The following is a 22,624-nucleotide window of genomic DNA, read 5'->3' as shown; positions in this document are numbered from 1 at the left end:
CGATCGCGGCGCGCAGGCCGTCGCCCCACGGCACGCGCCTGCGGCCGCGTCCTGGCGCGCGGCGCCCGCGTCCACCACGGACGCGGCGTTCACCACGGCGGAGACGACCGTTCGGCGCCCTGACGCGTCCGGGGACTGCACACGGTGCAGGACGATGGCTCCCCGGCCGACGGTCAGGGGGCCCGGCCGGAGGGCCGACGGCGCGGCGGCGGTGGGGGGCGCACCGGCCGGTGCCCCGGCGGCGGGACGGCTCCGGCGGCGCCCGGGCAACCGGAGGGAGCGGCCGCGCTCCGCCCCCCGTCCACGCCGTGCGGCCCTGCCCACCCGTGCGGGGCGCATGGCGCGCAGATGGGCGCGGGCCCGCCAGACGCCCGCCGTCGCCGCGGCCATCACCAGCAGGGGCAGGCGTACGGCCGCGCCCGACCGGACGGGCCGGAGCACGCCACCGTCCGCATAGGCCGCCGTCGCCACGGCGACCAGCAGATATCCCACCAGCACGCCCCACCAGGCGATGCCCGGCGAGGGCCAGGTCCCCCGGTACGACGGAACGCTCCTGGCCACCGCCCCCGTGTCCCCGGGCCCGGATGCGGCGGCCGGCCCTGCGGCCTCCGGCCCGGACCGGTCCCGCACACTCCCGCGGCCCTGTCCGCCGCCCCGCTCGCGGCCCGCCGCGCCCACCGGACCGGCCGCGCCCACCGGACCCGCGGTGCGGCGCGAGCCTCGGCCGCGGTGCTCCGGTTCCGGGCTCGCCGCCTCGTGGGCCGCCCGGTACACGAGCCACAGCGGCAGCACCGCCAGGAGCAGCGGGGTGACGGCCACCGGGGCGGGGGTGCCGGAGAGCGTGCCGGTCCTCAGCAGTTCCACCCCGTGGGCGAGGAGCCAGAGGGAGGCCGCGACACGGAGCGCACCGCCGAGCCCGCTGTCGGGGTACGGGGAGCCGATCCACAGGACCATCGCGAGTGCGGCCAGCAGGCCGAGGCCGAGACCCGCCGCGAGGGCCCCGCCCAGCAGGGCCGCGAGCGGGCCGGGTGCGCGTTCCGGGGTCCGGGAGAGCTCGGCGAGCAGGGGCGGCAGGGTCACTCTGCGGTTGATCATCTGGGTCACGTCCGCCATGCTCCCAATGACTCCGGCATTTACGACGCAACGGTCACATATCGGAAGTGTCGATCACACGGGCGCATGCGTTTCCCGGCATCCCGCGGCACCCTGGGCCGACCGGACGGCCTCGCTCCCGCAAGCCCCGCCGGACCCTCCGCCGCCGCAAGCCCCGCGGCCCCGCCGGAGGAGCCGGCGCCTCCCGGACGGTCGAACAAGGACCGGGGCACGGCAGGGGCACGGCCAGGGCACCGTTCCGGGCGCGGGCAGGGGCACGGGCACGGCACCCTTCCGGGCACAGGCAGGGGCGGGGCAGGGCACAGCCAGGGGCAGGCGGGCGAGAACGCCAAGGGCCCGCACCCCGTGGCGGGGTGCGGGCCCGGTGCGGGGCTGACGGGTGTCAGCCGAGGAGTTCGCGAGCCAGGCGCGCCGTCTCGGTCGGGGTCTTGCCGACCTTGACCCCGGCGGCCTCCAGGGCCTCCTTCTTCGCCTGGGCCGTGCCGGACGAACCGGACACGATGGCGCCCGCGTGGCCCATCGTCTTGCCCTCGGGCGCGGTGAAGCCCGCCACGTAGCCGACGACCGGCTTGGTGACGTGCGCCTTGACGAAGTCGGCCGCCCGCTCCTCCGCGTCGCCGCCGATCTCGCCGATCATCACGATCAGGTCGGTGTCGGGGTCGGCCTGGAACGCCTTGAGCGCGTCGATGTGGGTGGTGCCGATCACCGGGTCGCCGCCGATGCCGACCGCCGTCGAGAAGCCGATGTCCCGCAGCTCGTACATCATCTGGTACGTCAGCGTGCCGGACTTCGACACCAGGCCGATACGGCCGGGCTTGGTGATGTCACCGGGGATGATGCCGACGTTGGACTGGCCGGGCGTGATGATGCCGGGGCAGTTGGGGCCGATGATCCGGGTCTTGTTGCCCTTCTTGCCCGCGTAGGCCCAGAAGGCCGCCGAGTCGTGCACCGCGATGCCCTCGGTGATCACGACGGCCAGCGGGATCTCCGCGTCGATCGCCTCGACGACGGCGTCCTTGGTGAACTTCTCGGGAACGAAGATCACCGTGACATCGGCGCCGGTCTTCTCGACGGCCTCCTTGACGGAGCCGAAGACGGGGATGTCCGTCCCGTCGAAGTCGACGGAGGTGCCGGCCTTGCGCGGGTTGACGCCGCCGACGATGTTCGTGCCGTCGCCGAGCATCAGCCGCGTGTGCTTCATGCCGGTCGCACCGGTCATGCCCTGGACGATGACCTTGCTGTCCTTGGTGAGGAAGATAGCCATGGCTTGCTGATCGTTTCCTTGTCGTCGGGTGGGAGACGCGCGGCGTCAGCGCGCGGCGGCTGCGAGCTCGGCAGCCTTGTCGGCCGCGCCGTCCATGGTGTCCACCCGCTGGACGAGGGGGTGGTTGGCGTCGGAGAGGATCTTGCGACCCAGCTCGGCGTTGTTTCCGTCGAGGCGCACGACGAGCGGCTTGGTGACGTCCTCACCCTTGTTCTTCAGCAGCTCCAGGGCCTGCACGATGCCGTTGGCGACCTCGTCGCAGGCGGTGATGCCGCCGAAGACGTTGACGAAGACGGACTTGACGTCCGGGTCGCCCAGGATGATCTCCAGGCCGTTGGCCATCACCTGGGCGGAGGCGCCGCCGCCGATGTCCAGGAAGTTGGCGGGCTTCACGCCGCCGTGCTGCTCGCCCGCGTAGGCGACGACGTCCAGGGTGGACATCACCAGGCCCGCGCCGTTGCCGATGATGCCGACCTCGCCGTCCAGCTTGACGTAGTTGAGGTTCTTGGCCTTGGCGGCGGCCTCCAGCGGGTCGGCCGCGGCCTTGTCCTCCAGGGCCTCGTGGTCGGGCTGGCGGAAGCCGGCGTTCTCGTCGAGGGAGACTTTGCCGTCCAGCGCGATGACCCGGCCGTCGGCGGTCGTGACCAGCGGGTTCACCTCGACGAGGAGGGCGTCCTCCGTGATGAAGACGGTCCACAGGGTCTTCAGGACGTCGGCCACCTGGCCGGCGACCTCCTCGGGGAACCGGGCCGCGGCGACGATCTCGCGGGCCTTCTCGTCGGTCACGCCGTCGATGGCGTCGACCGGGATCCTGGCAAGCGCCTCGGGCTTGGTGGCCGCGACCTCCTCGATGTCCATGCCGCCCTCGACGGAGGCCATGGCGAGGAAGGTGCGGTTGGTGCGGTCCAGCAGGAAGGAGACGTAGTACTCCTTCTCGATGTCCGCCGTCTGGGCCAGCATGACCTTGTGGACCGTGTGGCCCTTGATGTCCATGCCGAGGATCTGGCCGGCCTTGACGACCGCGTCGTCGGGGTCGGCGGCCAGCTTCACGCCGCCCGCCTTGCCGCGGCCACCGGTCTTGACCTGCGCCTTGACGACGGCACGGCCGCCCAGTCGCTCGGCCACCTCGCGCGCCGCCTCAGGCGTGTCGATGACTTCACCGGCCAGCACCGGTACACCGTGCTTGGCGAAGAGGTCCCTCGCCTGGTACTCGAACAGGTCCACGCGCGTCCGTCCCTATCGTGATCTCGCCGCTTGGCGTCGGCTGTCTGCCCCCCACGGCCTCGGAGGCGTGGGGGGTACCCGCATCTCGTGGGCGTGCCGCAAGGGGCAACGTGACTGCACTGTCACTGCTGTCTCCGCCGTCACCGTCACTGCTCGGGATCTCCCGGTGCCCCAGGGGCACGGGAGGTGCCTCCACCCCACAACCCTCGGGCCGGGGGGTGGCGACGCCGGGTGGCGTACACCGTGACCGGGCACGCGGCATGTCCGGATGGCAGGTTATCGCCGTCGGCAGGCGCGCCCTAAATCACGGATCACACCGCGGCGGTGATACCGGTCACAGGAAGCCGATAGCCACCACCCCACCAATTGTGTATGACTTGCACGCGAACCGTCACAGAACCTCCCCACGAGGTGTCCGGAAAGCCGTCTTGTCACCCAACCGCGTTGCTTGAAAACTGACTTGAGCAGTACGCATCAGGAGAAAAGGCACATCGCTTGGCCCGGGCGGGGGGTCCGGTCGGGTGTGGACGGGGGAAGCCTGATTGCGTCGGGCGTGACCGTGCGTGGGCGCGGGCATGCACGCCGTGCACGGGGGCTGTCCCCTCCCGCCGCCTCTTGGTGCCCTCTCATCCGGTACCGGAAGGGATAGGAGGGGTAATGCCGACGATCCCGTCGTACCCCGGCGTCTACGTAGAAGAGCTTCCCAGCAGCGTACGCACCGTCCAGACCGTCACCACCTCGGTCACCGCCTTCGTGGGCCACACCCGCCGCGGGCCGCTGGACCAACCGATCCGCGTCACCGGCTTCGCCGACTTCGAGCGCCGCTTCGGCGGGCTGAGCGCGCGCAGCGCCGTCGGCCACGCCGTCCACCAGTTCTTCGGCAACGGCGGCACGGTCGCCGTCGTCGTACGGGTCGCGAAGGCGGGCAGCGGCAAGGCCGCCGGCGTCACGCTCAGGTCCACCCAGGGCCGCGGCGAGTGTGACGCACTCGCCGTGCACGCACGGGAACCCGGCGTGTGGGGCAACGGGCTGCGCGTCCTCGTCGACTACGACACGGCCCGAGGTGATGAAACCTTCAATCTCCGGGTGCACGACACCAGGGGCGACGCCCGCGAGGTCTTCACCGACCTCTCCGCCCGCGCCTCGGACGACCGCTTCGCGGAGACCGTGGTCAACGCGGGCTCCCGGCTGATCCGCGTCGAGGTGCTCGGCGACGACCGGCCCGACCCCTCGGGCACCGTCTCCAAGCCGTTCGGCCACCGTCTGCCGAACCTGGCGGTCGACCTCACCGTCAAGATCGGCGACACCGAGCGCGAGTTCACGCTGCACGACCCGGACACCGACGGCGAGGCCCCGGGCAGCGTCGCCGAACTGGCCCATCTGCTGGAGCGCAAGCTGCGTGCCCAGCCGGACGCGCCGGGCAGGCACGCCTTCGCGGGCGCCGAGGTCACCGCCTTCGGCCCGGGGGCCTCTGCCGGCGGCGGCCGGGGCAGGCTCCAGGTCGTCGCCGGTTCGACCGATCCGCGCGACCTGGTCCGCTTCGTCGGCGAGTGCGCCAACGACCTGGGCCTCGAAGCCTCCGTGAACCCCCCGGTCTTCCCGCTGGACGGCGGCGAGGACGGCGGGGCGCCCGGGCCGCGCGACCTGATCGGCAGCGAGGCCGCCAAGACCGGCATCCAGGCGCTGCGGGACGTGGACGACGTCAACCTGCTGGTCCTGCCCGAGCTGGCCGGGTACGAGTCGACGGACGACATCGTCACCGTCGTCTCCGCGGCCCAGCGGCTCTGCGCGGAGCGGCGGATCTTCCTGCTGGTCGACGCGCCGGGCACCTGGGCCAGTGCGGACGCGGCGCGCGCCGGCATCGCCGCGTTCGAGCCGGTACGCGACAGCCACGCGGGCCTGTACTTCCCGCACATCCAGCTCACCGACCCGCTCACCGGGCGGCTGCGGTCCTTCCCGCCGTCCGGCGCGCTCGCCGGGGTGTTCGCGCGCACGGACAGTGAGCGCGGCGTGTGGAAGGCGCCGGCCGGCACCGAGGCACGGCTCGCGGGCGTGCGCTCGCTCACGGTCAGGCTCACCGACCGCGAGATGGGCCTGCTGAACCCGCTCGGCATCAACTGCCTGCGCATGTTCCCGGTGGTGGGCCCGCTGGTGTGGGGCGCCCGCACGCTCCAGGGCGCGGACGCGCTGGACAGCGAGTGGTCCTACGTCCCGGTGCGGCGCCTCGCGCTGTACGTGGAGGAGTCCCTGCGGCGCGGTCTGCAGTGGGTGGTCTTCGAACCGAACGGCGAACAGCTTTGGCAGCAGATCAGGCTGGGCGCCTCCGCGTACCTCAACAACCTCTTCCGGCGGGGCGCGTTCAAGGGCACCACTCCCCGCGAGGCGTACTTCGTGCAGTGCGACGGGGACACGACGACCGACGAGGACATCGCGAACGGCGTGGTGAACGTCCTGGTCGGCATCGCCCCCGTGAAACCGGCCGAGTTCGTGGTCGTGAAGATCCAGCAGCTCGCCGGCCGGTTCGCTCCGTGAGGTGCCGCGTGCGCGGCCGGCGGCAGCAGAGGAACATGAGGGACGCAGAGGAATCCGATGGCTGAATTCATCGTCAACGCCCATCGCTTCGACCCGTACAAGAACTTCAAGTTCCTGGTGCTCTGGGACGGGCGGACGGTCGCGGGCATCAGCAAGATCAGCCCGCTGAAGCGGACCACCGAGGTGGTCAAGCACCGGCACGGCGGCGATCCCAGCTCGCCGCGCAAGTCGCCCGGCCGCTCGGAGTTCGAGGGCGTCACCCTGGAGCGCGGGGTCACCCACGACCCGGAGTTCGACCGCTGGGCCAACAAGGTCTGGCAGGTCGGCGCGGGCCTCGGTGCCGAGGTGTCGCTGGCCGACTTCCGCAAGGACATCGTCATCCAGGTCCTCAACGAGGCCGGCCAGGTCGCCGTGTCGCACAAGCTCTACCGCACCTGGCCGAGCGAGTACCAGGTGCTGGGCGAGTTGGACGCCAACGCCAACGCGGTGGCCATCCAGAGCCTGAAGCTGGAGTGCGAGGGCTGGGAGCGCGACTACGAGGTGCCCGAGCCCGAAGAGCCCTCCTTCACCCACCCGGCCTGAGCACGGGGTGGAACATGACGGTCACGGGGCCTGCCGAGCTGCTGGCCACCTGGGAGGCGGGGCTCGCCGCCCGGGCGGCCGCCCGGGCTCGCCTGCTGCACCGGGCGGCCCGCCCGGAGGCGGACGACGAGGCGCTGGCGGCGCTGCCGGTCGGCGCGCGGGAAGCGGACCTCCTCGCGCTGCGCCGGGCGCTGTTCGGCGAGCGGATGCAGGTGCGCCTGGAGTGCACCGCGTGCGGCGCGGCGATGGAGTTCGAGCTGGCCGCGGACCGGTTCGCCGAGCGGTTCGGCGGGGACGCGGCCGCCCGCGGGAGCGGTGGACCGCTGCGGGTCTCGGTGGACGGCTGGGAGGTCGTGTTCCGGCCGCCCCGCGTCGCGGACGTCACCGCGGCTGCGGGTGCGGCGCACGGTGCGGCGTCCGGGGACGCGGCGCGGCGCGCGCTGCTGCTGCGCTGCCTGGACTCCGTGCTGCGGGACGGTGCGCCGCTCGACGCGGAGACGGCCGTCGACCTGCTGCCCGCGTCGGTGCAGCGGGCGCTCGCGGAGGCCGCGGAGCGCGCCGACCCGGGTGCCGACGTGACGTTCGGCATCGGCTGCCCCGAGTGCGGCGAGGTCACCCGGGCCGAGCTGGACATCGCGTCGTACCTGTGGACCGAGCTGGATGCCTGGGCCCGCGATCTGCTGCTCGACGTCCATCTGCTCGCCTCCTCCTACGGGTGGAGCGAGCCGGAGATCCTGGCGCTCAGCCCGCTGCGGCGCCGCTACTACCTGGAGCTGTGTGCCGATGCCTGAGCAGACTGCGGGAAGCCGGGGAGCCAAGGCAGGCGGATCCGCTCCCGGTGGGTCCAGTGGGTCCGGTGGGTCCGGTGCGGACGGCGGGTCCGGTGCGGCGGGCGGTGGGGCCGGTGCGGCGGGCGGTGGGGCCGCGCCCGGGTCCGGTGGCCCTCCGCACGGCGGGCCGGACTTCTTCGACCGGCTGCTGGCCCGCCATGTGCCCTCCGCGCGGGCGGCGGACGGCGTGGTGCGGGTACGGCCGCGCCTGCCGGGCCCCTTCGAGCGGATCGACGCGTTGCCCGGCGGCGCGGACGACGTCGGCGGGGACGAGGGGGCGGGTGCGCCGTGGCCCGCCGCGCACGAGTCCGGCACCCGGCCCGGCGAGCCGGGGCGGGCGCTCCGCGAGATCCGCACCGAGCACGAGCGGACGGTCCTGAGCACCCCGCCGCGGTCGGAGCACGAGGCCCACGCCGACCGCGGAACGCGACGGCCGGCCGCCGCACCGGCCCTGCTGCGGCCCGCCGCCTCCCCCACCCCGCACGGCGGGTGGCCCGCGGAGCCCGGACGGCCGGGCGACGGGCGGGACGGCGGGGCATCGGACGCCGGAGCAGGACCCGCCGCCGCGGCGCCACGGCCGGGTGCGGTGCTCCCACCGACGTCCGCGTCCTGGCCGCCGCGGCCCGCCCCGGCGGCCGATGCCGCCCCGACGGCGCGTGGGACGGCGCGCGCCGCGGGCGCCCGGCGCGGGCCGCGCGGCGGCGAGCGGGTGGTGCATGTGCAGATCGGACGGCTGGAGGTGAGCGCGGGCGGGACGGCGCCCGACACGGGGCGTGCGGCTGCGGCTCCGGTGCGGCGCGGGCCGGTCCTGAGCCTTGAGGACTACCTCACCGGGCGCGGGCGCGGCGACGGGGCACCCCGGTGAGCGCGGCGGCCCGCGCCGGAGGGGCCGGGGGAAGGGTGACGGGGACCGGGGGAAGAACGCCATGAGCAACGCACTCGCCATCGCACATGTCACCCAGGCCCTGGCCCTGCTGGTGGAGAACAACCTCCGGCCCGAGATCGACATGGCCGTCTCCGTGGAGACCCGCAAGCCACCTGCCGAGCCGCCGCCCGAGCCGACCATCAACGTCTTCCTCTACCAGGTCACGCCGAACGCGCACCTGCGCAACAACGACCTGGTCACCCGCGCCGCGGACGGCACCCTCCTCAAGCGTGCCGCAGCCGCGCTCGACCTGCACTACGTGATCAGCGCCTACGGCGAGGAGAACGAACTGGTCGGGCAGCGTCTGATCGGCTCCGTGGTCCGCACGCTGCACGAGTTCCCCGCGCTCCCCCGCGACGTCGTCGAGGCCGCCGCGCAACTCCCGTACCTCCAGGGCAGCGACCTGGCCGACGCACCGCAGCGGGTGCGGTTCACGCCGCAGGTCATGGACGTCGACGAGACCTCCAAGCTCTGGGGAATGCTCTACCAGACCCCTTACACGCTGTCCGTGGTCTACCAGGCGACGCTGGTACTGATCGACGGCCGTGAGCAGCCCGTCCCGGCCAGGCCGGTGGAGCGCAGCACCGTACGGGTCCTGCCGTTCGGTGCGCCCGGCGCGCCGGTGCCGCCGCGGGCGGGCAGTGGTGCGGGCGTTCTCGGCGGCGCGGGACACGCGGGGGCGGCGGACAGCGGGGACGGCACGCCGGCGCGCGGTGCCGCGGACGCCGGCGGGCTCGTGGACGGTGGGCCTACGGAGCCGGGCGGGCGGGGACCGGCCGGCGGCGGCCGGGCCCGCAAGGCGGGCGGATCCACGGCGAAGAAGGCCAGGTCCCCTGCGAAGGCCGCCCAGCCGCCCGCCAAGGCCGTCACGAGGAAGGCAGCCGCGAAGAAGACCGCCGCGAAGCGGACCAGACGCGCCACCGGGCCCGAGGGCCCCGCGGACGGGGAGGGCTGAGGCATCGTGCGGCGACCGGGCGGGGGCACCGGCGAGGACCGTCGGGCGCGGGAAGAGGGGGCGGACATGGGCGGCGGCGCGCACGGGACGGCCGCGCAGACGGACGGTGCCGGGGCCCCGGCACTCGCCGCCGCACTCCGGCGCGTCCTGGCCCGCGTCGACGCCCACGCGCTGCGCGCGGGGCGGGGGGCGAAGGCGGCGACCGCCGGCCCCCGGGCGACCGGCCCTGCCCCGGACGGCGCCGCGGACCGTCAGAAGGCCACCAGGGCCACCAAGGCCATCGCTGACACCGCGGACCCCGAGGCCACCGCGGACACCGCGGACCCCGAGGCCACCGCGGACACCGCGGACACCGCGGACCCCGAGGCCACCGCGGACACCGCGGAACGGAACCCCGCAGGGCAGGGCGCGCTGCCACGCGTCGCGCACGGTGCCGTCGCGCGCGACGCGTCGGGTGCGGCACTGGACGCGCTGGTCGGCTGCTTCGGGCTGACCCCGTTCGAGCGGGACGTCGTCGTGCTCAGCGCGGCGACCGAGCTGGACCCGGGCGCGGGCGCGCGGTGCGCGGCGGCGAGCGGGCATCCGGAGCGCGCGTACCCGACGTTCGCGCTGGCGCTGGCCGCGCTCGACGCGCCGCACTGGAGCGCCCTGACCCCGGTCGCCCCGCTGCGCCGCTGGCGCCTGGTGGAGCCGGATCCGGCCGACCCGGCCGGGCTCACCACCTCCCGGCTCCGCCTCGACGAGCGGATCCTGCACTTCCTGCTGGGCTCGCCGTACCTGGACACCCGGCTGCACGGCCTGCTGCGCCGCTGCGCCGCGCCCGAGACGCTGCCCCCCTCCCACGACCTCGCCGCGACCCGCGTCGCCTCGGGCTGGGCGGCCGGCTCCCGGCCCGACGCGCCGCTGCTCGTCGAGCTGGTCGGCGGCGACCTGCGGACCCGTGCGGAGATCGCGGCGGCCGCGGCGGCCCGCTCGGGGCTCGGGCTGTACGCGATGGCGGCCGACGACGTACCGACCGACCCCGCGGCCCGCGACCGCCTCGCCCGGCTGTGGCAGCGCGAGGCCGTGCTGCTGCCCGCCGCGCTGCTCCTGGAGACCGGCGAACTCGAACGCGACCAGCGGGCGGCGACGGAGGCGTTCGTGGCCGGTGCCGCGGTGCCGCTCGTGGTCTCCTGCGACGAGCCTCGCCCGACCGACCGGCCGCGCGGCGAGCGGGTCGCCGTGCCCCCGCTGGACGACGACGAGCAGTTCGAGCTGTGGGCGGGCGCCTTCGCGGACGTGCCCGAGCTGGCGGAGCACGACCTTCGGACGCTGGTCGCGCAGTTCCGACTGCCGCCGCACGTCGTCAGGGCCGCCGCCGCGGCCGTACGCCGTGATCTGGGCGGCGTCCACGACGGCCACGGGTCCGACCCGGCACGGCTGGCCTGGCGGGCCGGGCTCAGCGAGGCCCGGCTCGGCATGGACGAACTGGGCCGGCGGATCGAGCCCACCGCGGGCTGGGACGACCTGGTGCTCGGCGACGGCCAGGTCCGGGTGCTGCGGGAGGTCGTGGCGCACGTCCGCAGGCGGGCGACGGTCCACCAGCAGTGGGGCTTCGCGCGGACACTGCGCCGCGGCCTCGGCGTGACCGCGCTGTTCGCGGGCGGCTCCGGCACCGGCAAGACCCTGGCGGCCGAGGTGATGGCGAAGGAGCTGGGCCTCGACCTCTTCGTCATCGACCTCTCCCAGGTGGTGTCGAAGTACATCGGCGAGACCGAGAAGAACCTCCGCAGGGTCTTCGACGCGGCCGAACGCGGGGGCGCCCTGTTGCTGTTCGACGAGGCCGACGCGCTCTTCGGCAGGCGCAGCGAGGTCAAGGACAGCCACGACCGGTACGCCAACCTGGAGGTCAGCTACCTGCTGATGCGCATGGAGGCGTACCGGGGCCTGGCGGTACTCACGACGAACATGAAGAAGGCCCTGGACCCGGCGTTCATGCGCCGGATCCGCTTCGTGGTCGACTTCCCGTTCCCCGCGCGGAGCGAGCGCGCCGAGATCTGGCGCCGGGTGGTGCCGCCGCAGGCCCCCGTCAAGGACCTCGACCACGATCTGCTCGCCCAGCTCACCGTGGCCGGCGGCTCGATCCGCAACATAGCGCTGTCGGGCGCGTTCCTCGCCGCGGAGGAGGGCGAGCAGCTCGGTATGCGGCACATGCTGGCGGCGGCGCGCACGGAGTACCTGAAGCTGGAGCGGTCCCTGACGCCCTCGGAGGTGCGGGGATGGGTGTGAACGAGTTTCGAGGCGGGGCGTTCCCGGGGGCCCGGGGGCCAGAAGCGGACGGTACGGATCAGGGCCGGGGGCGTGCACCCGGCGGGCGAGCCGGAGGACCCGGAAGGTCCGGCGCACGGCCTCCAGTGGTGTCCCGGCCGGCCCCGGACCAACCCGAGACGTTCCGCGTCGACATCGGCGAGCTCGTGCTCACCGGCTTCGCCCGCACCATCGACCCCGACCGCGTCACGGCCGCGTTCGAGGCGGAGCTGGGGCGCCTGGTGCGGGAGCGGGGCGTGCCGCTCGCCGCGGACGGCGGCGCCCGGGCGCTGGACGTGCTCGGCGGGCTGCCGCCGCTGCCCGCGAACCTGACGTCGCGACGGCTCGGCCAGGAGCTGGCCCGCGCGGTGCACGACGGCCTAGCGGGCCGGGGGCAGGCACGATGAGCACCTCGGAGCGGCCCGCGCAGGAGGCCAAGGCGGCGCGTGACCGCCGCAGGAAGCGCAAGGAGCGTGCCTCTTCGCATGCGTTGGAGCCGAAGAACGTCGTCAGCGGCGCCGGCCAGCCTCTGGACCTGTCCGTCCGCCGGGATCTTGAGGAGCAGCTCGGCCACGACCTGAGCCGGATCCGCCTGCACACCGACCGCTCCGCGGGCGCGCTCACCGACATGCTCGGCGCCGACGCGGTCGCCGTCGGCCAGGACATCTTCTTCCGCGAGGGCGCCTTCAGCCCCGGCACCACCGACGGCCGCCGCCTGCTCGCCCACGAGCTCCTGCACACCGTGCAGAACCCCGACGGCCTCGGCGCCCTGCGCGCCGGCCGCGACCTGGGCGCCGTCTCCCTGCCGCAGCAGGCGATCGAACGCGAGGCGGAGTCAGCGGCACAGGAGCTGGCGGACCCGTCCCGCGCGGCCGGCTCGCCGGCGGCCGCCGCCCAGGAGGTCGAGCCGGGGCGGGCGACGCCGGGGTGGCTCAGGTACGCGACGGTCGACGCGGACCGCAGCCGGCTGGACATGGTCGATCCGGCGACGCTGGTCGACCGGATGGCGAACCAGGTGCTGCGCTCGCTGCGCAGCGACCCGTCCGACTACTCCCGCCGCACCCGCCTCACGTTGTCACGGCTGCCGGAGGAGATGCAGGACCTGGTCGTGGCCCGGCTGGAGCGGCGGCTGCTCACGTCGGAGCGCGAACGGCTGGAGGACCTGCTCGCCGAGAACGCGGACGAGACCCGCGGCACCCCGGACGGCCAGCCGGAACTCAACTCCCACGAGGCGCCCGCGCTCGACCGCGACCTGCTGGAGGAGTTGCAGACCGAGCGGGAGACGGAACGGGACAACGCGGAGACCGAGCGGATCCGGTCCGACCGGGTCGAGCCCGCCGCATCGGGCGGGCCCGCTTCCGGCGAGCAGGACGGCCGGGGCACGGACACCTCGGGAGCGGGCGCGCGACAGGACTCGCCGTCCGGTTCCACGTCGGGGAGCGGTGGCGCGGACACGCCGTCGGGGACTCAGGACACGTCACCCGGCCGTCCGGCGGGCTCGGGGGGTTCCTCGGATACCGGGCCCCGGGCGGACGCGGACCGCTCCGGCGGCGGTTCGGGCGCGGCGCCGCAGGGGTCGTCGGCGCAGCAGGACACGGGCGGCGGCACGCAGGGCGGGGCCGGCGGGCAGGCGGCCGGGAAGCAGAAGGAGGAGGCCGGCGGGGCCCAGGGCGAGGCGGCCGGCGAGAAGAAGGACGGCGGGCAGCAGGCCGAGGAGTCCGGCGGCGGCCAGCAGCAGGGCGTGCCGGCCCCCACCGAGGAGGAGTCGGCGGCCAAGAACCGCCCCAAAGCCGTGGATCCGCTGGTCGCGGGCCAGCAGGTCAAGGAGCAGGACAGACGGGGTGTGCCCGAGGTCCCGACGACGGCACCGGGCCCGGCAGGACCCAGCCTGCACGACCTCGGCGCGGTGAGCACACTGGACGGGGCACGGGCCCAGGATCTGGACGGCGGCGAGGGGCGGACCGGGGACGACGACCCGTTCGGGCAGGACGCGGACGCGGACTCGGCGAACCGGCTCGACCCGAACGCGTCCGAGGCGAAGAGCGCCTGGGACGTCAAGCTGGGCCCGGACGACTTCCTCCCGCAGGCCGACCTCGACGTGTCGGCGGTGCCGACCGCGGACCAGATCGAGGTCGGCTCCGAGCAGTCCCCCGCCGTGCCGAGCTTCCCGCAGGCGCCGCCCACCCGGGCGGAACAGGTGCAGGCGCAGCGGGACCGCGAGGACGCTAAGGACGCGGCCGGCGACGGCCCGCCGGAGACCGAGGGCACGCCGTCGCTGGTCGGCAGCGGCGCCCTCGTCGACCCGGACGTCGCGCCGCAGCGGCCCGGCGCGTCCGCGGGTCCGGTGGCGGGTGCCGCCACCGCCGCCCGCCCGGGCCCTCTCACGCTGAAAACGGCCCCGGAAGCAGGGACCGGCGCCCCCGGGCAGAGCGCCGAGCAGCAGCCCGGCGGGGCCGAGCAGGACGGCGCGGACACCGGCGACGCCAGGAAGGACACGGCGGAGCAGGAGAAGAAGGACGCGGATCCGGCCGGGGACAGGGCCGGCAAGGGCGAGGAGCCGGGACAGGGGCAGCAGCAGGGCGGGGCCGCAGGCCAGGGCGGCGCGGGCGACCAGGGCCAGGCCGCGGGGCAGCAGCCCCAGCAGGAGGCTGGCGGCGGAACGTCCTCGTCCACCGACGGTTCGGGGGGCACCCAGGATTCGTCCACCGGGACGCAGGGGGCCGGCGGCTCCGGCACGAGCTCGGGAACGGGAATGGGAACGGCCGAGCAGGGCGGGCCGACGGACGACACGCAGTCGCCGTCGTCCGCACAGGACTCGCACGTGTCGAGCACCGGGAGCGGTGCGTCCGCCTCCGGTGAGACGACGACGGCAGGGGCGCAGGGTGCGTGGGGCGCGGGCACGGCCACGCCGTCGTCCGCCACGTCCACCACCGCCTCGTCCGCGGACACGTCGAAGGCGTCGGCGGCATCCTCCGGAAGTTCCGGCTCGTCAGGATCCTCGGGCGGGGGCGCCGCGCCTCCGCCGCCCGCTCGCGCCGCCGCGCCCCCGGCCGCGTCCGGGTCGTCCCGATCGGCGTCTGCTCCGCCGGCACCCGCACCCCTCGCCCCACGCGGCGGCGGAGGCGGGGGCGCCGCGCCCGCGAAGGGCAAGGCGGCGAAGAAGGAGGCGCCGCCGCCGGACCTCTCGCAGGTCTCGCCGGAGGCCGGTCTCTCGACGGCCGCGGGCCTCAAGCCGCACGTCGCGCTCCAGGCGCTGGGCGGCGTCTCCGGCTCCGTCGACCGCACGGTCTCAGACGAGCACCAGTCCCTGGCGAGCGCGCCGCCGTCGGTGGAACGGCCCGCGGGCGCGCCCCGGACGCTGGAGGGCGCACCGAACACCGAGGCCCCGGGCCAGTACAGCCAGGACCCCGCGCAGAAGGCCGACGCACCGGAGGGCAAGGATGCCGAGGTCAGCGGCGCGAAACAGCCCGAGGGCGACATCCCTGCGGAGAACGCGGAGGAGCCCGACTTCGGCGACATGCTGGCCATGGGGGCCGGTTACGTGATCGGCGCCGTCGGCAACTTCTTCGGCGCCGACGTGGACCCGGCGGATCTGGCCGCGAAGTTCGCGGGGCTGCCCACGAAGGACGAGGCCCTGAAGCAGGCCCAGGTCGGCAACGCGCCGGGCGTGAGCATGCAGGGCGACGCGGACTCGGCGGCCGGTGAGCAGGGCACCAACCTGGACGCCAAGGGCCAGGAGGTGCACACCGCCGCGCGCGACGACGCGGGCCGCAACCTGGGCGAGGACCAGATCTATCCGAACGCGCCCAAGGAGCAGTTGGAGGCGAAGGTCCCCGGCCAGCGGGGCAAGGGCGCCGCCCCCGCGGCCGCCGGCGCGCCCGCCACCGGCCAGGTTCCGCCGGAAGCGGTATCCGAGGTCGCCGAGCACGAGCGCGGCCCGCAGTTCCACCGCTCCTTCACCGACGGCCAGCAGCAGATGTCGAAGGGCCGGCAGCAGAAGGACAAGGACGTCCGCAAGTCCCAGGACGACAACAAGCAGCAGGTCAAGGCGGAGGTCTCCGCCAACGCCGAGAGCCAGTCCGCGGAACGCGACAAGGCCATGTCCAGCGTCACCGCGGAGCGCGAGCAGTGGCGTGCGGACCAGGACCAGCACCTGGCCGACCTCGGCGACAAGAAGACCGAGAAGCACGACAAGCTCAAGAAGGACGTCAAGGACAAGGAAGACAAGACAGACAAGGACGTCACGGACCGCAAGGACAAGGACGACAAGGACGTCCAGACCAAGGCCACGCAGGCCGAGCAGGACGCCGGCAAGAAGAAGGACGAGCCCAAGGAACAGGCCGGCAACTGGATCACCAAGGCGCTGGACTGGATCAAGCAGAAGTTCATCGAGATCAAAAACGCGATTGTCGGCATCTTCCGCGCGGCGCGCGACGCGGTGACCGGGCTCATCAGGGACTTCAAGGACACGGTGCTCCGCTGGATCAACGAGGCACGCCAGTGGATCATCGACACGGTCAAGGCCCTCATCGACGCCCTGATCGAGCTGGGCAAGGCGCTGGTCCGCGCCATCGTGGAGCTCGCAAACCGGATCCGGAAGCTGATCACGGACCTGGTGAAGGCCGCCATCGCGCTGGTGCAGCGGCTGGCGAACGCGCTGAAGGAAGCCATCAACGCGCTCCTCAACGCCCTCGGGAGCATCCTCAGCGCCATCCTCGACGCGTTGAAGGCTGCCCTCGACGCGGCGGTGAAGGCCGTGGTGAGCGCGGTGAAGGCCGTCATGGACTTCGCCATGGGGCTGCTGAACGGCCTCGGCGAGTTCATCGCCATCGTCGGCGACATCATCTCCGACCCCGGCGGCTGGGTCAGCAACCTGGGCAGCTCGGCGAAGGACGGCGCACAGCACCACCTCTTCCCCGAGATCGTCACCGCGGTCAAGCAGTGGTTCAACGAGAAGATCCAGGAGATCATCGGCATCCCCAAGGCGATCTTCGAGCAGTTGATCAACGGCGGGATCAGCAAGGAGCAGATGGCGAAGGAGGCGTGGGACGCCGTCCTGCCGCAGCTCCCTGTGATCATCGGCGAGATTGTCATCACGAAGATCGTGGCCAAGCTGATCCCCGGCGCGGGCTGGGTGCTGGCCATCATCGACTTCCTCCAGACCGCCTGGGGCGCGCTGAGCGCGATCATCAGCGCGTTCGGCGCGTTCATGGACTTCCTGAAGGCCGTCAAGGGCGGCAACGCGGCTGTGCTGTTCGCGAAGGCGGTCGCGTCGGGCGTCGTGGCCCTGCTGGAGACGTTGTACCAGTGGCTGCTGAGCGGCATCAGCAAGTACGTGGGGAAGGTGGGGGAACGCCTGCGCGGCGTTGCGAAGAACCTCGGGAAGAAGCGGGGCGGCGGTGGGGGCGGTGACCGCGGTGGCGCCGACACCCCGGGCGACCGGAACCGCCCGAGGGAGGACGAGAACGCTCCGGCACGCCCGGCGACGCGACCGACGTCGTCGGCTGCGCCGAAGAAGCCGGCACCGAAGAAGGGCCCGGGGTCGGCGGACGGCACGACGGGCCCGGGTCGCCGGACGAGTGACGGCACGTCGGGCTCGGGCACGCGCCCGGGGTCCCGCACCCCGGCGGACCGGGGCCGCCCGGCCGACCGCAACCGCCCCGCGGACCGCCCCCCGCCCCGCGGCGACGGCACCCGCCCCGACACGACCCCGACCGCCCGCCCCCGCCGCGACGACGCCCCCTCCACGAACCGCCCGGACGCGAACCGCCCCGGCACGACGCCATCGCGCCCGCGCCGCACCCCGGAGGAGGAAGCGCCGACTCGTCCGCGCCCCAACGAGCAACGCCCGGGCGAACGCCGCCCGGACGACTCCTCGGGCACCCCACGCCGCCCGGACGAGACGACTCCGCGCCGCCCGGACGAGAGCACCCCGGACGGGCGCCGCCGGAACGACCCGAACCGCCCCCGGGACCGCCGCCCGGACGAGGACCCGAACAGGCCTCGCAGGGACGACGACCCGAACAGGCCTCGGGACCGCAGGCCGGACGAGGACCCCAACCGGCCGCGTCGCCCCGGGCGGGACGACGACCACCACGACGGTGACGGGCGGGATCCGAGGCAGCAGAAGAAGGACGACAGGAAGAAGGAGGAGGACTCCGAGGAGTCGAAGGACGAGCGGCTAGCAAAGATCGTGGCGCGCATCAAGCCGCGGCTCGTAAAGACTCTGGATCATGGCGTGACCGAGGGGGTCCTCAATTCCACTCTAATAGGGTTCAGGCTCTGGTACCGCCTTACTGAGCTGTCCGCTTCTGGAGCACCCTATGTGCAGTCGATCGCCAGGCTGAACCCACAAGCGGGAGTAACTTCAGGTTACAAAGACGGCTCCGCGGACGTGCCCGTCGTCTGGCATACAAAGTCAGAGGCAGAGAAGGCGTCCGACGGGAAGGAGCGAGAGTCCCTACAGAAGGCCATAACTGAGGCCGTCCACGGAGTCAACACTTTTCCAAACAATCCCGTGCCGCGCTCCGAGTACGCCCCCATGCTAGCCGGCATCAGGGATCAGCAAGAAATCACCTCTCTCAACGTATTCGCGAAGACCCACCTTTGGGCCGTTTACGGCACGAACAAATCTCATCGTGCCGAAGCATCGACTAGAGTTCCTGCAACCGGGGAGGCCGAGCCTCAGCTTCCGGCTGGGCCAGAGGTCAAGAGTGTGCGACGGATCCTCAACATCGGGGACAAGCGAAGGAGATGGAAAGAAGGAGAGGAGCGTGCACGGATTCTCTTCGGAGCCTCACCAGGCGGGAGAACACCCGTAGCAGCCACGGACGATCCGGATTTCCCGATAAGCGAGGATACCTTTCGCATCTACGATGCCGAGGTGAACCGCTCCGAGGCAGGGCAACGCCTGTCTATTGAAGTCAAGACATACCTGCCATGGCTCACAAAGAAAGACAAGAAGGGGAATGTAGTCAAGGACAAGGACGGAAAAACCGTCAGTGTCAAGAATGAAGTCCGCCTCACGCCACGGATCCGAGCCGAGGTCAACGCAGATGTGACACTAAGGGAAAAGGATTCCACGCACGACCCGCGTTGGGTATTCTATGGCGCTCCACCCAGCGCAGAGCTTGCGGCCCTCCTAGCGAAGGCCCGCATCATTTACATCGTCCAGCATAGATCAACTAAGGAGAATGAATAGTGCCCAATGAATCCGATGCGACAGAACTGAGAGAATGGAAAAAAGGAGCCCAAGATCTCCTGATCGCCGTCGCAGAAGAGATGGATATTAATCCACCCGACCTCGTCCTCTCACAGCCTCAACTTCTGTTTGACACGTTTAGGGAGCTCCTACGCTCAATCCCCATAGAAGACCTCAACGAGGACGAGTTCTACATCCTAAATTCACAGCTTGCAGCACTCATCGCGCAGGTACTGATCGTCGAGCACGAAGCTGTCTGGATGGTCGACACAGACACCAAATCGCTATCCCACGGCCATTACGTTCTGTCGCGCCAGAAAAACTCAGAAGCGACACCCTATAAAGTAGACCCTTTCATGCTGGTAAAGGCAGAGCTAAACTCCGAAGCGGTGGACTTCAACCGACTTATCGGACAGGCAAGAACCCTAATTACATGGGACCATCCCGACATTGGCTGACTTCCCAGTAGAACGGAACCAGTCCTGGCTGACGCGAGGGAAGGCGAAGTGACAACCTACCCCAACATCCCCAAACCCATCCGCTCCGGAATAGTCCTCATCGACCCCGCGCGCGGCACCCCCCAACGCATCATCGTGCTCCAGTTCAACCCGGACAGCCTCGAACGCTCCATCGCGCCGCAAACAGCAGGCACAAGCAGTGACTCCGGCGGCGGAGGGTCCGGCTCCGGGGACCGGAACGAAGCCCTCCGGCTGAAAGGGCCCGCCGAGGAGACCTGGAAGTTCACCGCCGAGATCGACTCGACCGACCAGCTCGACGTGGCCGCGCCCGACGGGATCCACCCCCAGCTCGCCGTGCTGGAGATGCTCGTGCAGCCGACCACCGAGAAGCTGCGGCAGAACAGCCGGCTCGGGAAGAACGGGGCCATCGAGATCACGCCGATCGAGATGCCGCTCACCCTCTTCACGTGGGGGAGCAAGCGCGTCATGCCCGTGCGGATCACCGAACTGTCCATCACCGAGTCCGCGTTCGACGTGAACCTCAACCCGATGCGCGCCTCGCTCAACATCGGGCTGAAGGTGCTGACCGTCAGCGACCTGCCCGTCGGGCACCCCGGTGCCGAGCTGTACCTCGCGCACCTCGCGCAGAAGGAGCGGCTCGCCGGGATGGCCCGGGCGGGCAGCCTCGGGGCGCTGGGGCTGACACCCGGGGACATCGGCGGGGGCGGCGCCGCCCTGGCCGCGGGAGGAGCGGCATGACCGTTGACATGGACGCCCACGCCGGCGCCGCGGCCCCGACCGCCGCCGTGAACGGAACCGCAGCATCGGGAACCACCGCACCAGGGAGGGGCTGACCCGCGCAGATGGCCACCATCGAGCCGTACGAGTCCGCGCTGGACGCGATACCGGGTGCCCACCCGTACCCCCGCTCCAGCCGCTACCACGATGCCGAGATCGGCGTGCACACACTGCCCGACGGGACCGAGGTGCGGTACACCAAGCGCCGTCTCCTGCCGCCCCTTCCTGAGGGGCACGCAGGGGGCGGGGACCGGACGAGCGACACGCTCCCCCACACCGTCAGCGACGGCGAGCGGCCCGACCTGCTCGCGCAGCGCTACCTCGGCGCACCGGACCAGTGGTGGCAGATCGCCGACGCCAACCCCGTCCTCGACCCGCACGAGCTGACCGAGGAGCCGGGGCGGACGATCGAGGTGCCGCTTCCGGGCGGCTTCCCGCGTGCCGCCACCCTGGGCACCGGACCGGGGGCCCGCCGTGGCTGACCGAGGAGCAGGGACCGCCGTCGCAGCCGCAGCCGCAGGAGCCGCCGTGGCCTGCGGAGCGGCACGGATCGCCATGGCCTGCGGAGCCGCACGGATCGCCGTGGCCTGCCGCGATGCGGAGCCCGCCATGGCCCGGCGAGACCCGGGGGCCCGCCGTGGCTGAGGAGCCGGTGGGCCGCGGTCCCATCCACATCCAGATGCACATGGGGCCCCAGCTCGTCACACCCGTTCCCCAGGAAGTGACCGAAGCTCTGCTCACCGCGCAGATCACCAGCACCGCCGGGGAGCGCAGCGGGTTCCAGATCGCGTTCGACCTCACCAAGAGGGGCGCGATCATCGACCGGCTGCTGCCGGAGGGGTTCTTCGACCCGAAGACGCGGGTGGTCATCAGCGTGTCCGTGCAGGGCACCGCCAGCGTGCTGCTGGACGGGCTGATCGTGCGGCACGAGGTGGGCGCCAGCAACCAGCCCGGGCAGACCACCCTCACCGTCACCGGCGAGGACCTCACCCTCCTGATGGACCTGGAGGAGCGCACCGACCGCTACCCCAACCTGCGGCCCTGGCAGCGCGCCCAGCGGGTCCTCGACAAGTACGCCGACTTCGGCATCAACGCGGACATCAAGCACGAGCAGATCGAGCAGCCGCCGCAGGAACAGCTCCGGGTGCCGTTCCAGACGAGCACGGACCTGACGTTCCTCAACGAGCTGGCCCGCGCGAACGGCTACACCTTCTACCTGGTCCCGGGGCCCACCCCCGGCCAGTCCACCGCCTACTGGGGCCCGGAGGTGCGCACCGGCACGCGGCAGCACGCACTGACCGTCAACATGGACGTCAACTCCACGGTCGACCAACTGACGTTCGCCTACGACGGCACGGCCCGCGAGGAGCCGCAGGCCCGTTGGCAGAACCCGGCCACGCGCGACTCGCAGGTGCTGCCGCAGCCCGACATCGGACCGCTGCGCCCGCCGCTGGCCAGGAACGCCTCGCCCGCGTTGAAGCGCAGGACCCTCCCGGGCACCGCGAAGATGCAGCTCGGCGAGGCCAACGCCGAGCTGCTGGCGCGCGCCGCGACCTCCGCGGACGCGATCTCAGGCTCCGGGCAGCTCGACGTCACCAAGCACGGCTACCTGCTGTCGCCGCGCGAGCTGGTGGGCGTGCGCGGCGCGGGCGTGACCTACGACGGCGACTACTACGTCAAGAGCGTGACGCACAACCTGCGTCCCGGCTCGTACCAGCAGAACTTCACCCTCTCCCGGGAGGGCCTCGTGTCGCTCAGCGACCGGGTCCGCCCCTGAGCACCAGATCACCTGAGCACCTGAGCACCTGACGACCAGCGCGACCCCCGTACGACCCGGCACGACACCCGGCACCCGACGGCGGACGGCACCGCGCCCCGCGCGAGCCACGAGCACAGGAGCAGTTGACGCATGGCGCCACCTAACCATCGCTTCCTCGGCAAGTTCCGCGGCCGCGTGGCCGACAACAACGACCCGCTGCACCTGGGCCGGCTGAAGGTCAGCGTGCCGGACGTGCTCGGTGACGAGGAGTCCACCTGGGCGCTGCCCTGCCTGCCCTTCACGGGACCGCAGGCGGGGCACTTCGCCGTGCCGCACAGGGGCAGCGGCGTGTGGGTGGAGTTCGAGCAGGGCGACCCGAGCTTCCCGGTGTGGACGGGCTGCTGGTACGGCGCCGAGGACGAGCTGCCGCCGGATGCCCTCAAGGAGTTGAACGCGAGCCCCGCCACCAAGCCGGTCGTCATCGAGACGGTCGGCAAGCACAAGATCGTCATGTCCCACGTGCCGGACGTCGACGGCATCAGGCTCCAGGCGGCGAGCGGCGCCTACGTCCAGATCGACGACAAGGGCGTGACGATCGGCAACAACCAGGGCGCCGTGATCACGCTGATCGGCAACGAAGTGAACATCAACGAGGGCCGCCTGATCGTGCCCAAGAAGCGGTAGGACGGGGGGAGGG

At 72.5% G+C, this 22,624-nt stretch carries 16 protein-coding genes; 13 read left to right on the top strand and 3 right to left on the bottom strand.

Annotated features, from left to right (window positions below):
* The 3 genes from IE313_RS14850 to sucC form a co-directional block, all read right to left on the bottom strand.
* Positions 1-1,113 (bottom strand): cell division protein PerM (locus IE313_RS14850; protein ID WP_229924639.1); only part of this gene is annotated, 1,113 nt, incomplete at its 3' end.
* A 382-nt stretch (positions 1,114-1,495) separates the two neighbouring features.
* Positions 1,496-2,377: a succinate--CoA ligase subunit alpha gene (gene sucD, locus IE313_RS14845; RefSeq protein WP_189932128.1), complete on the bottom strand. Its 882-nt coding sequence runs from the start codon at positions 2,375-2,377 to the stop codon at positions 1,496-1,498.
* Between the two features lie 45 nt (positions 2,378-2,422).
* Positions 2,423-3,601 (bottom strand): ADP-forming succinate--CoA ligase subunit beta, encoded by a 1,179-nt coding sequence (gene sucC, locus IE313_RS14840; RefSeq protein WP_189932126.1) that lies wholly within the window; start codon positions 3,599-3,601, stop codon positions 2,423-2,425.
* Between the two features lie 657 nt (positions 3,602-4,258).
* Between sucC and IE313_RS14835 the strand changes: the two genes are divergently transcribed.
* The 13 genes from IE313_RS14835 (at position 4,259) to IE313_RS14775 (ending at position 22,611) form a co-directional block, all read left to right on the top strand.
* Entirely contained in the window at positions 4,259-6,133 is a 1,875-nt protein-coding gene (locus IE313_RS14835; protein ID WP_189932124.1) for a phage tail sheath family protein, read from the top strand.
* 57 nt (positions 6,134-6,190) lie between these two features.
* Positions 6,191-6,715 (top strand): phage tail protein, encoded by a 525-nt coding sequence (locus IE313_RS14830; RefSeq protein ID WP_189932122.1) that lies wholly within the window; start codon positions 6,191-6,193, stop codon positions 6,713-6,715.
* A gap of 14 nt (positions 6,716-6,729) precedes the next feature.
* Positions 6,730-7,506, top strand: a complete 777-nt coding sequence (locus IE313_RS14825) for a T4 family baseplate hub assembly chaperone (protein WP_189932120.1) — start codon at positions 6,730-6,732, stop codon at positions 7,504-7,506.
* On the top strand, positions 7,499-8,410 hold the full coding sequence (locus IE313_RS14820; RefSeq protein ID WP_189932119.1) for a hypothetical protein: 912 nt from the start codon (positions 7,499-7,501) through the stop codon (positions 8,408-8,410). The genes IE313_RS14825 and IE313_RS14820 overlap by 8 nt, the downstream gene beginning before the upstream one ends.
* Positions 8,411-8,471: 61 nt before the next feature.
* Positions 8,472-9,425: a Pvc16 family protein gene (locus IE313_RS14815; RefSeq protein ID WP_189932117.1), complete on the top strand. Its 954-nt coding sequence runs from the start codon at positions 8,472-8,474 to the stop codon at positions 9,423-9,425.
* 66 nt (positions 9,426-9,491) lie between these two features.
* Positions 9,492-11,693, top strand: coding sequence for an ATP-binding protein (locus IE313_RS14810; RefSeq protein ID WP_229924638.1), 2,202 nt, complete (start codon positions 9,492-9,494; stop codon positions 11,691-11,693).
* A gap of 128 nt (positions 11,694-11,821) precedes the next feature.
* On the top strand, positions 11,822-12,118 hold the full coding sequence (locus IE313_RS14805; protein ID WP_189932115.1) for a hypothetical protein: 297 nt from the start codon (positions 11,822-11,824) through the stop codon (positions 12,116-12,118).
* Positions 12,115-18,912, top strand: a complete 6,798-nt coding sequence (locus IE313_RS14800; protein WP_189932113.1) for an eCIS core domain-containing protein — start codon at positions 12,115-12,117, stop codon at positions 18,910-18,912. The genes IE313_RS14805 and IE313_RS14800 overlap by 4 nt, the downstream gene beginning before the upstream one ends.
* The gene (locus IE313_RS14795) at positions 18,912-19,370 is read left to right on the top strand and encodes a hypothetical protein (protein ID WP_189932111.1); all 459 of its coding nucleotides are present in this window, start codon (positions 18,912-18,914) and stop codon (positions 19,368-19,370) included. Before IE313_RS14800 ends, IE313_RS14795 begins: the two co-directional genes overlap by 1 nt.
* 48 nt (positions 19,371-19,418) lie before the next feature.
* Positions 19,419-20,129, top strand: coding sequence for a hypothetical protein (locus tag IE313_RS14790; RefSeq protein ID WP_189932109.1), 711 nt, complete (start codon positions 19,419-19,421; stop codon positions 20,127-20,129).
* 104 nt (positions 20,130-20,233) lie between these two features.
* Positions 20,234-20,650, top strand: coding sequence for a LysM peptidoglycan-binding domain-containing protein (locus IE313_RS14785; protein WP_189932107.1), 417 nt, complete (start codon positions 20,234-20,236; stop codon positions 20,648-20,650).
* A 155-nt stretch (positions 20,651-20,805) separates the two neighbouring features.
* On the top strand, positions 20,806-21,945 hold the full coding sequence (locus IE313_RS14780; RefSeq protein WP_189932105.1) for a hypothetical protein: 1,140 nt from the start codon (positions 20,806-20,808) through the stop codon (positions 21,943-21,945).
* A gap of 132 nt (positions 21,946-22,077) precedes the next feature.
* The gene (locus IE313_RS14775) at positions 22,078-22,611 is read left to right on the top strand and encodes a phage baseplate assembly protein V (protein ID WP_189932103.1); all 534 of its coding nucleotides are present in this window, start codon (positions 22,078-22,080) and stop codon (positions 22,609-22,611) included.
* The last annotated feature ends 13 nt before the right edge of the window (positions 22,612-22,624 follow it).

The sequence above is a fragment of the Streptomyces sulfonofaciens genome (assembly GCF_014656295.1).
Classification (GTDB): domain Bacteria; phylum Actinomycetota; class Actinomycetes; order Streptomycetales; family Streptomycetaceae; genus Streptomyces; species Streptomyces sulfonofaciens.
The sequence above is the reverse complement of the archived record's forward strand: the minus strand, read 5'-3'. Positions and strand labels throughout refer to the sequence as shown.

Coding starts and splice junctions, on each gene's coding strand:
- sucD (WP_189932128.1), bottom strand. CDS start 2,377: ATGGCTATCTTCCTCACCAAGGACAGCAAGGTCATCGTCCAGGGCATG.
- IE313_RS14835 (WP_189932124.1), top strand. CDS start 4,259: ATGCCGACGATCCCGTCGTACCCCGGCGTCTACGTAGAAGAGCTTCCC.
- IE313_RS14830 (WP_189932122.1), top strand. CDS start 6,191: ATGGCTGAATTCATCGTCAACGCCCATCGCTTCGACCCGTACAAGAAC.
- IE313_RS14825 (WP_189932120.1), top strand. CDS start 6,730: ATGACGGTCACGGGGCCTGCCGAGCTGCTGGCCACCTGGGAGGCGGGG.
- IE313_RS14820 (WP_189932119.1), top strand. CDS start 7,499: ATGCCTGAGCAGACTGCGGGAAGCCGGGGAGCCAAGGCAGGCGGATCC.
- IE313_RS14815 (WP_189932117.1), top strand. CDS start 8,472: ATGAGCAACGCACTCGCCATCGCACATGTCACCCAGGCCCTGGCCCTG.
- IE313_RS14810 (WP_229924638.1), top strand. CDS start 9,492: ATGGGCGGCGGCGCGCACGGGACGGCCGCGCAGACGGACGGTGCCGGG.
- IE313_RS14800 (WP_189932113.1), top strand. CDS start 12,115: ATGAGCACCTCGGAGCGGCCCGCGCAGGAGGCCAAGGCGGCGCGTGAC.
- IE313_RS14785 (WP_189932107.1), top strand. CDS start 20,234: ATGGCCACCATCGAGCCGTACGAGTCCGCGCTGGACGCGATACCGGGT.
- IE313_RS14775 (WP_189932103.1), top strand. CDS start 22,078: ATGGCGCCACCTAACCATCGCTTCCTCGGCAAGTTCCGCGGCCGCGTG.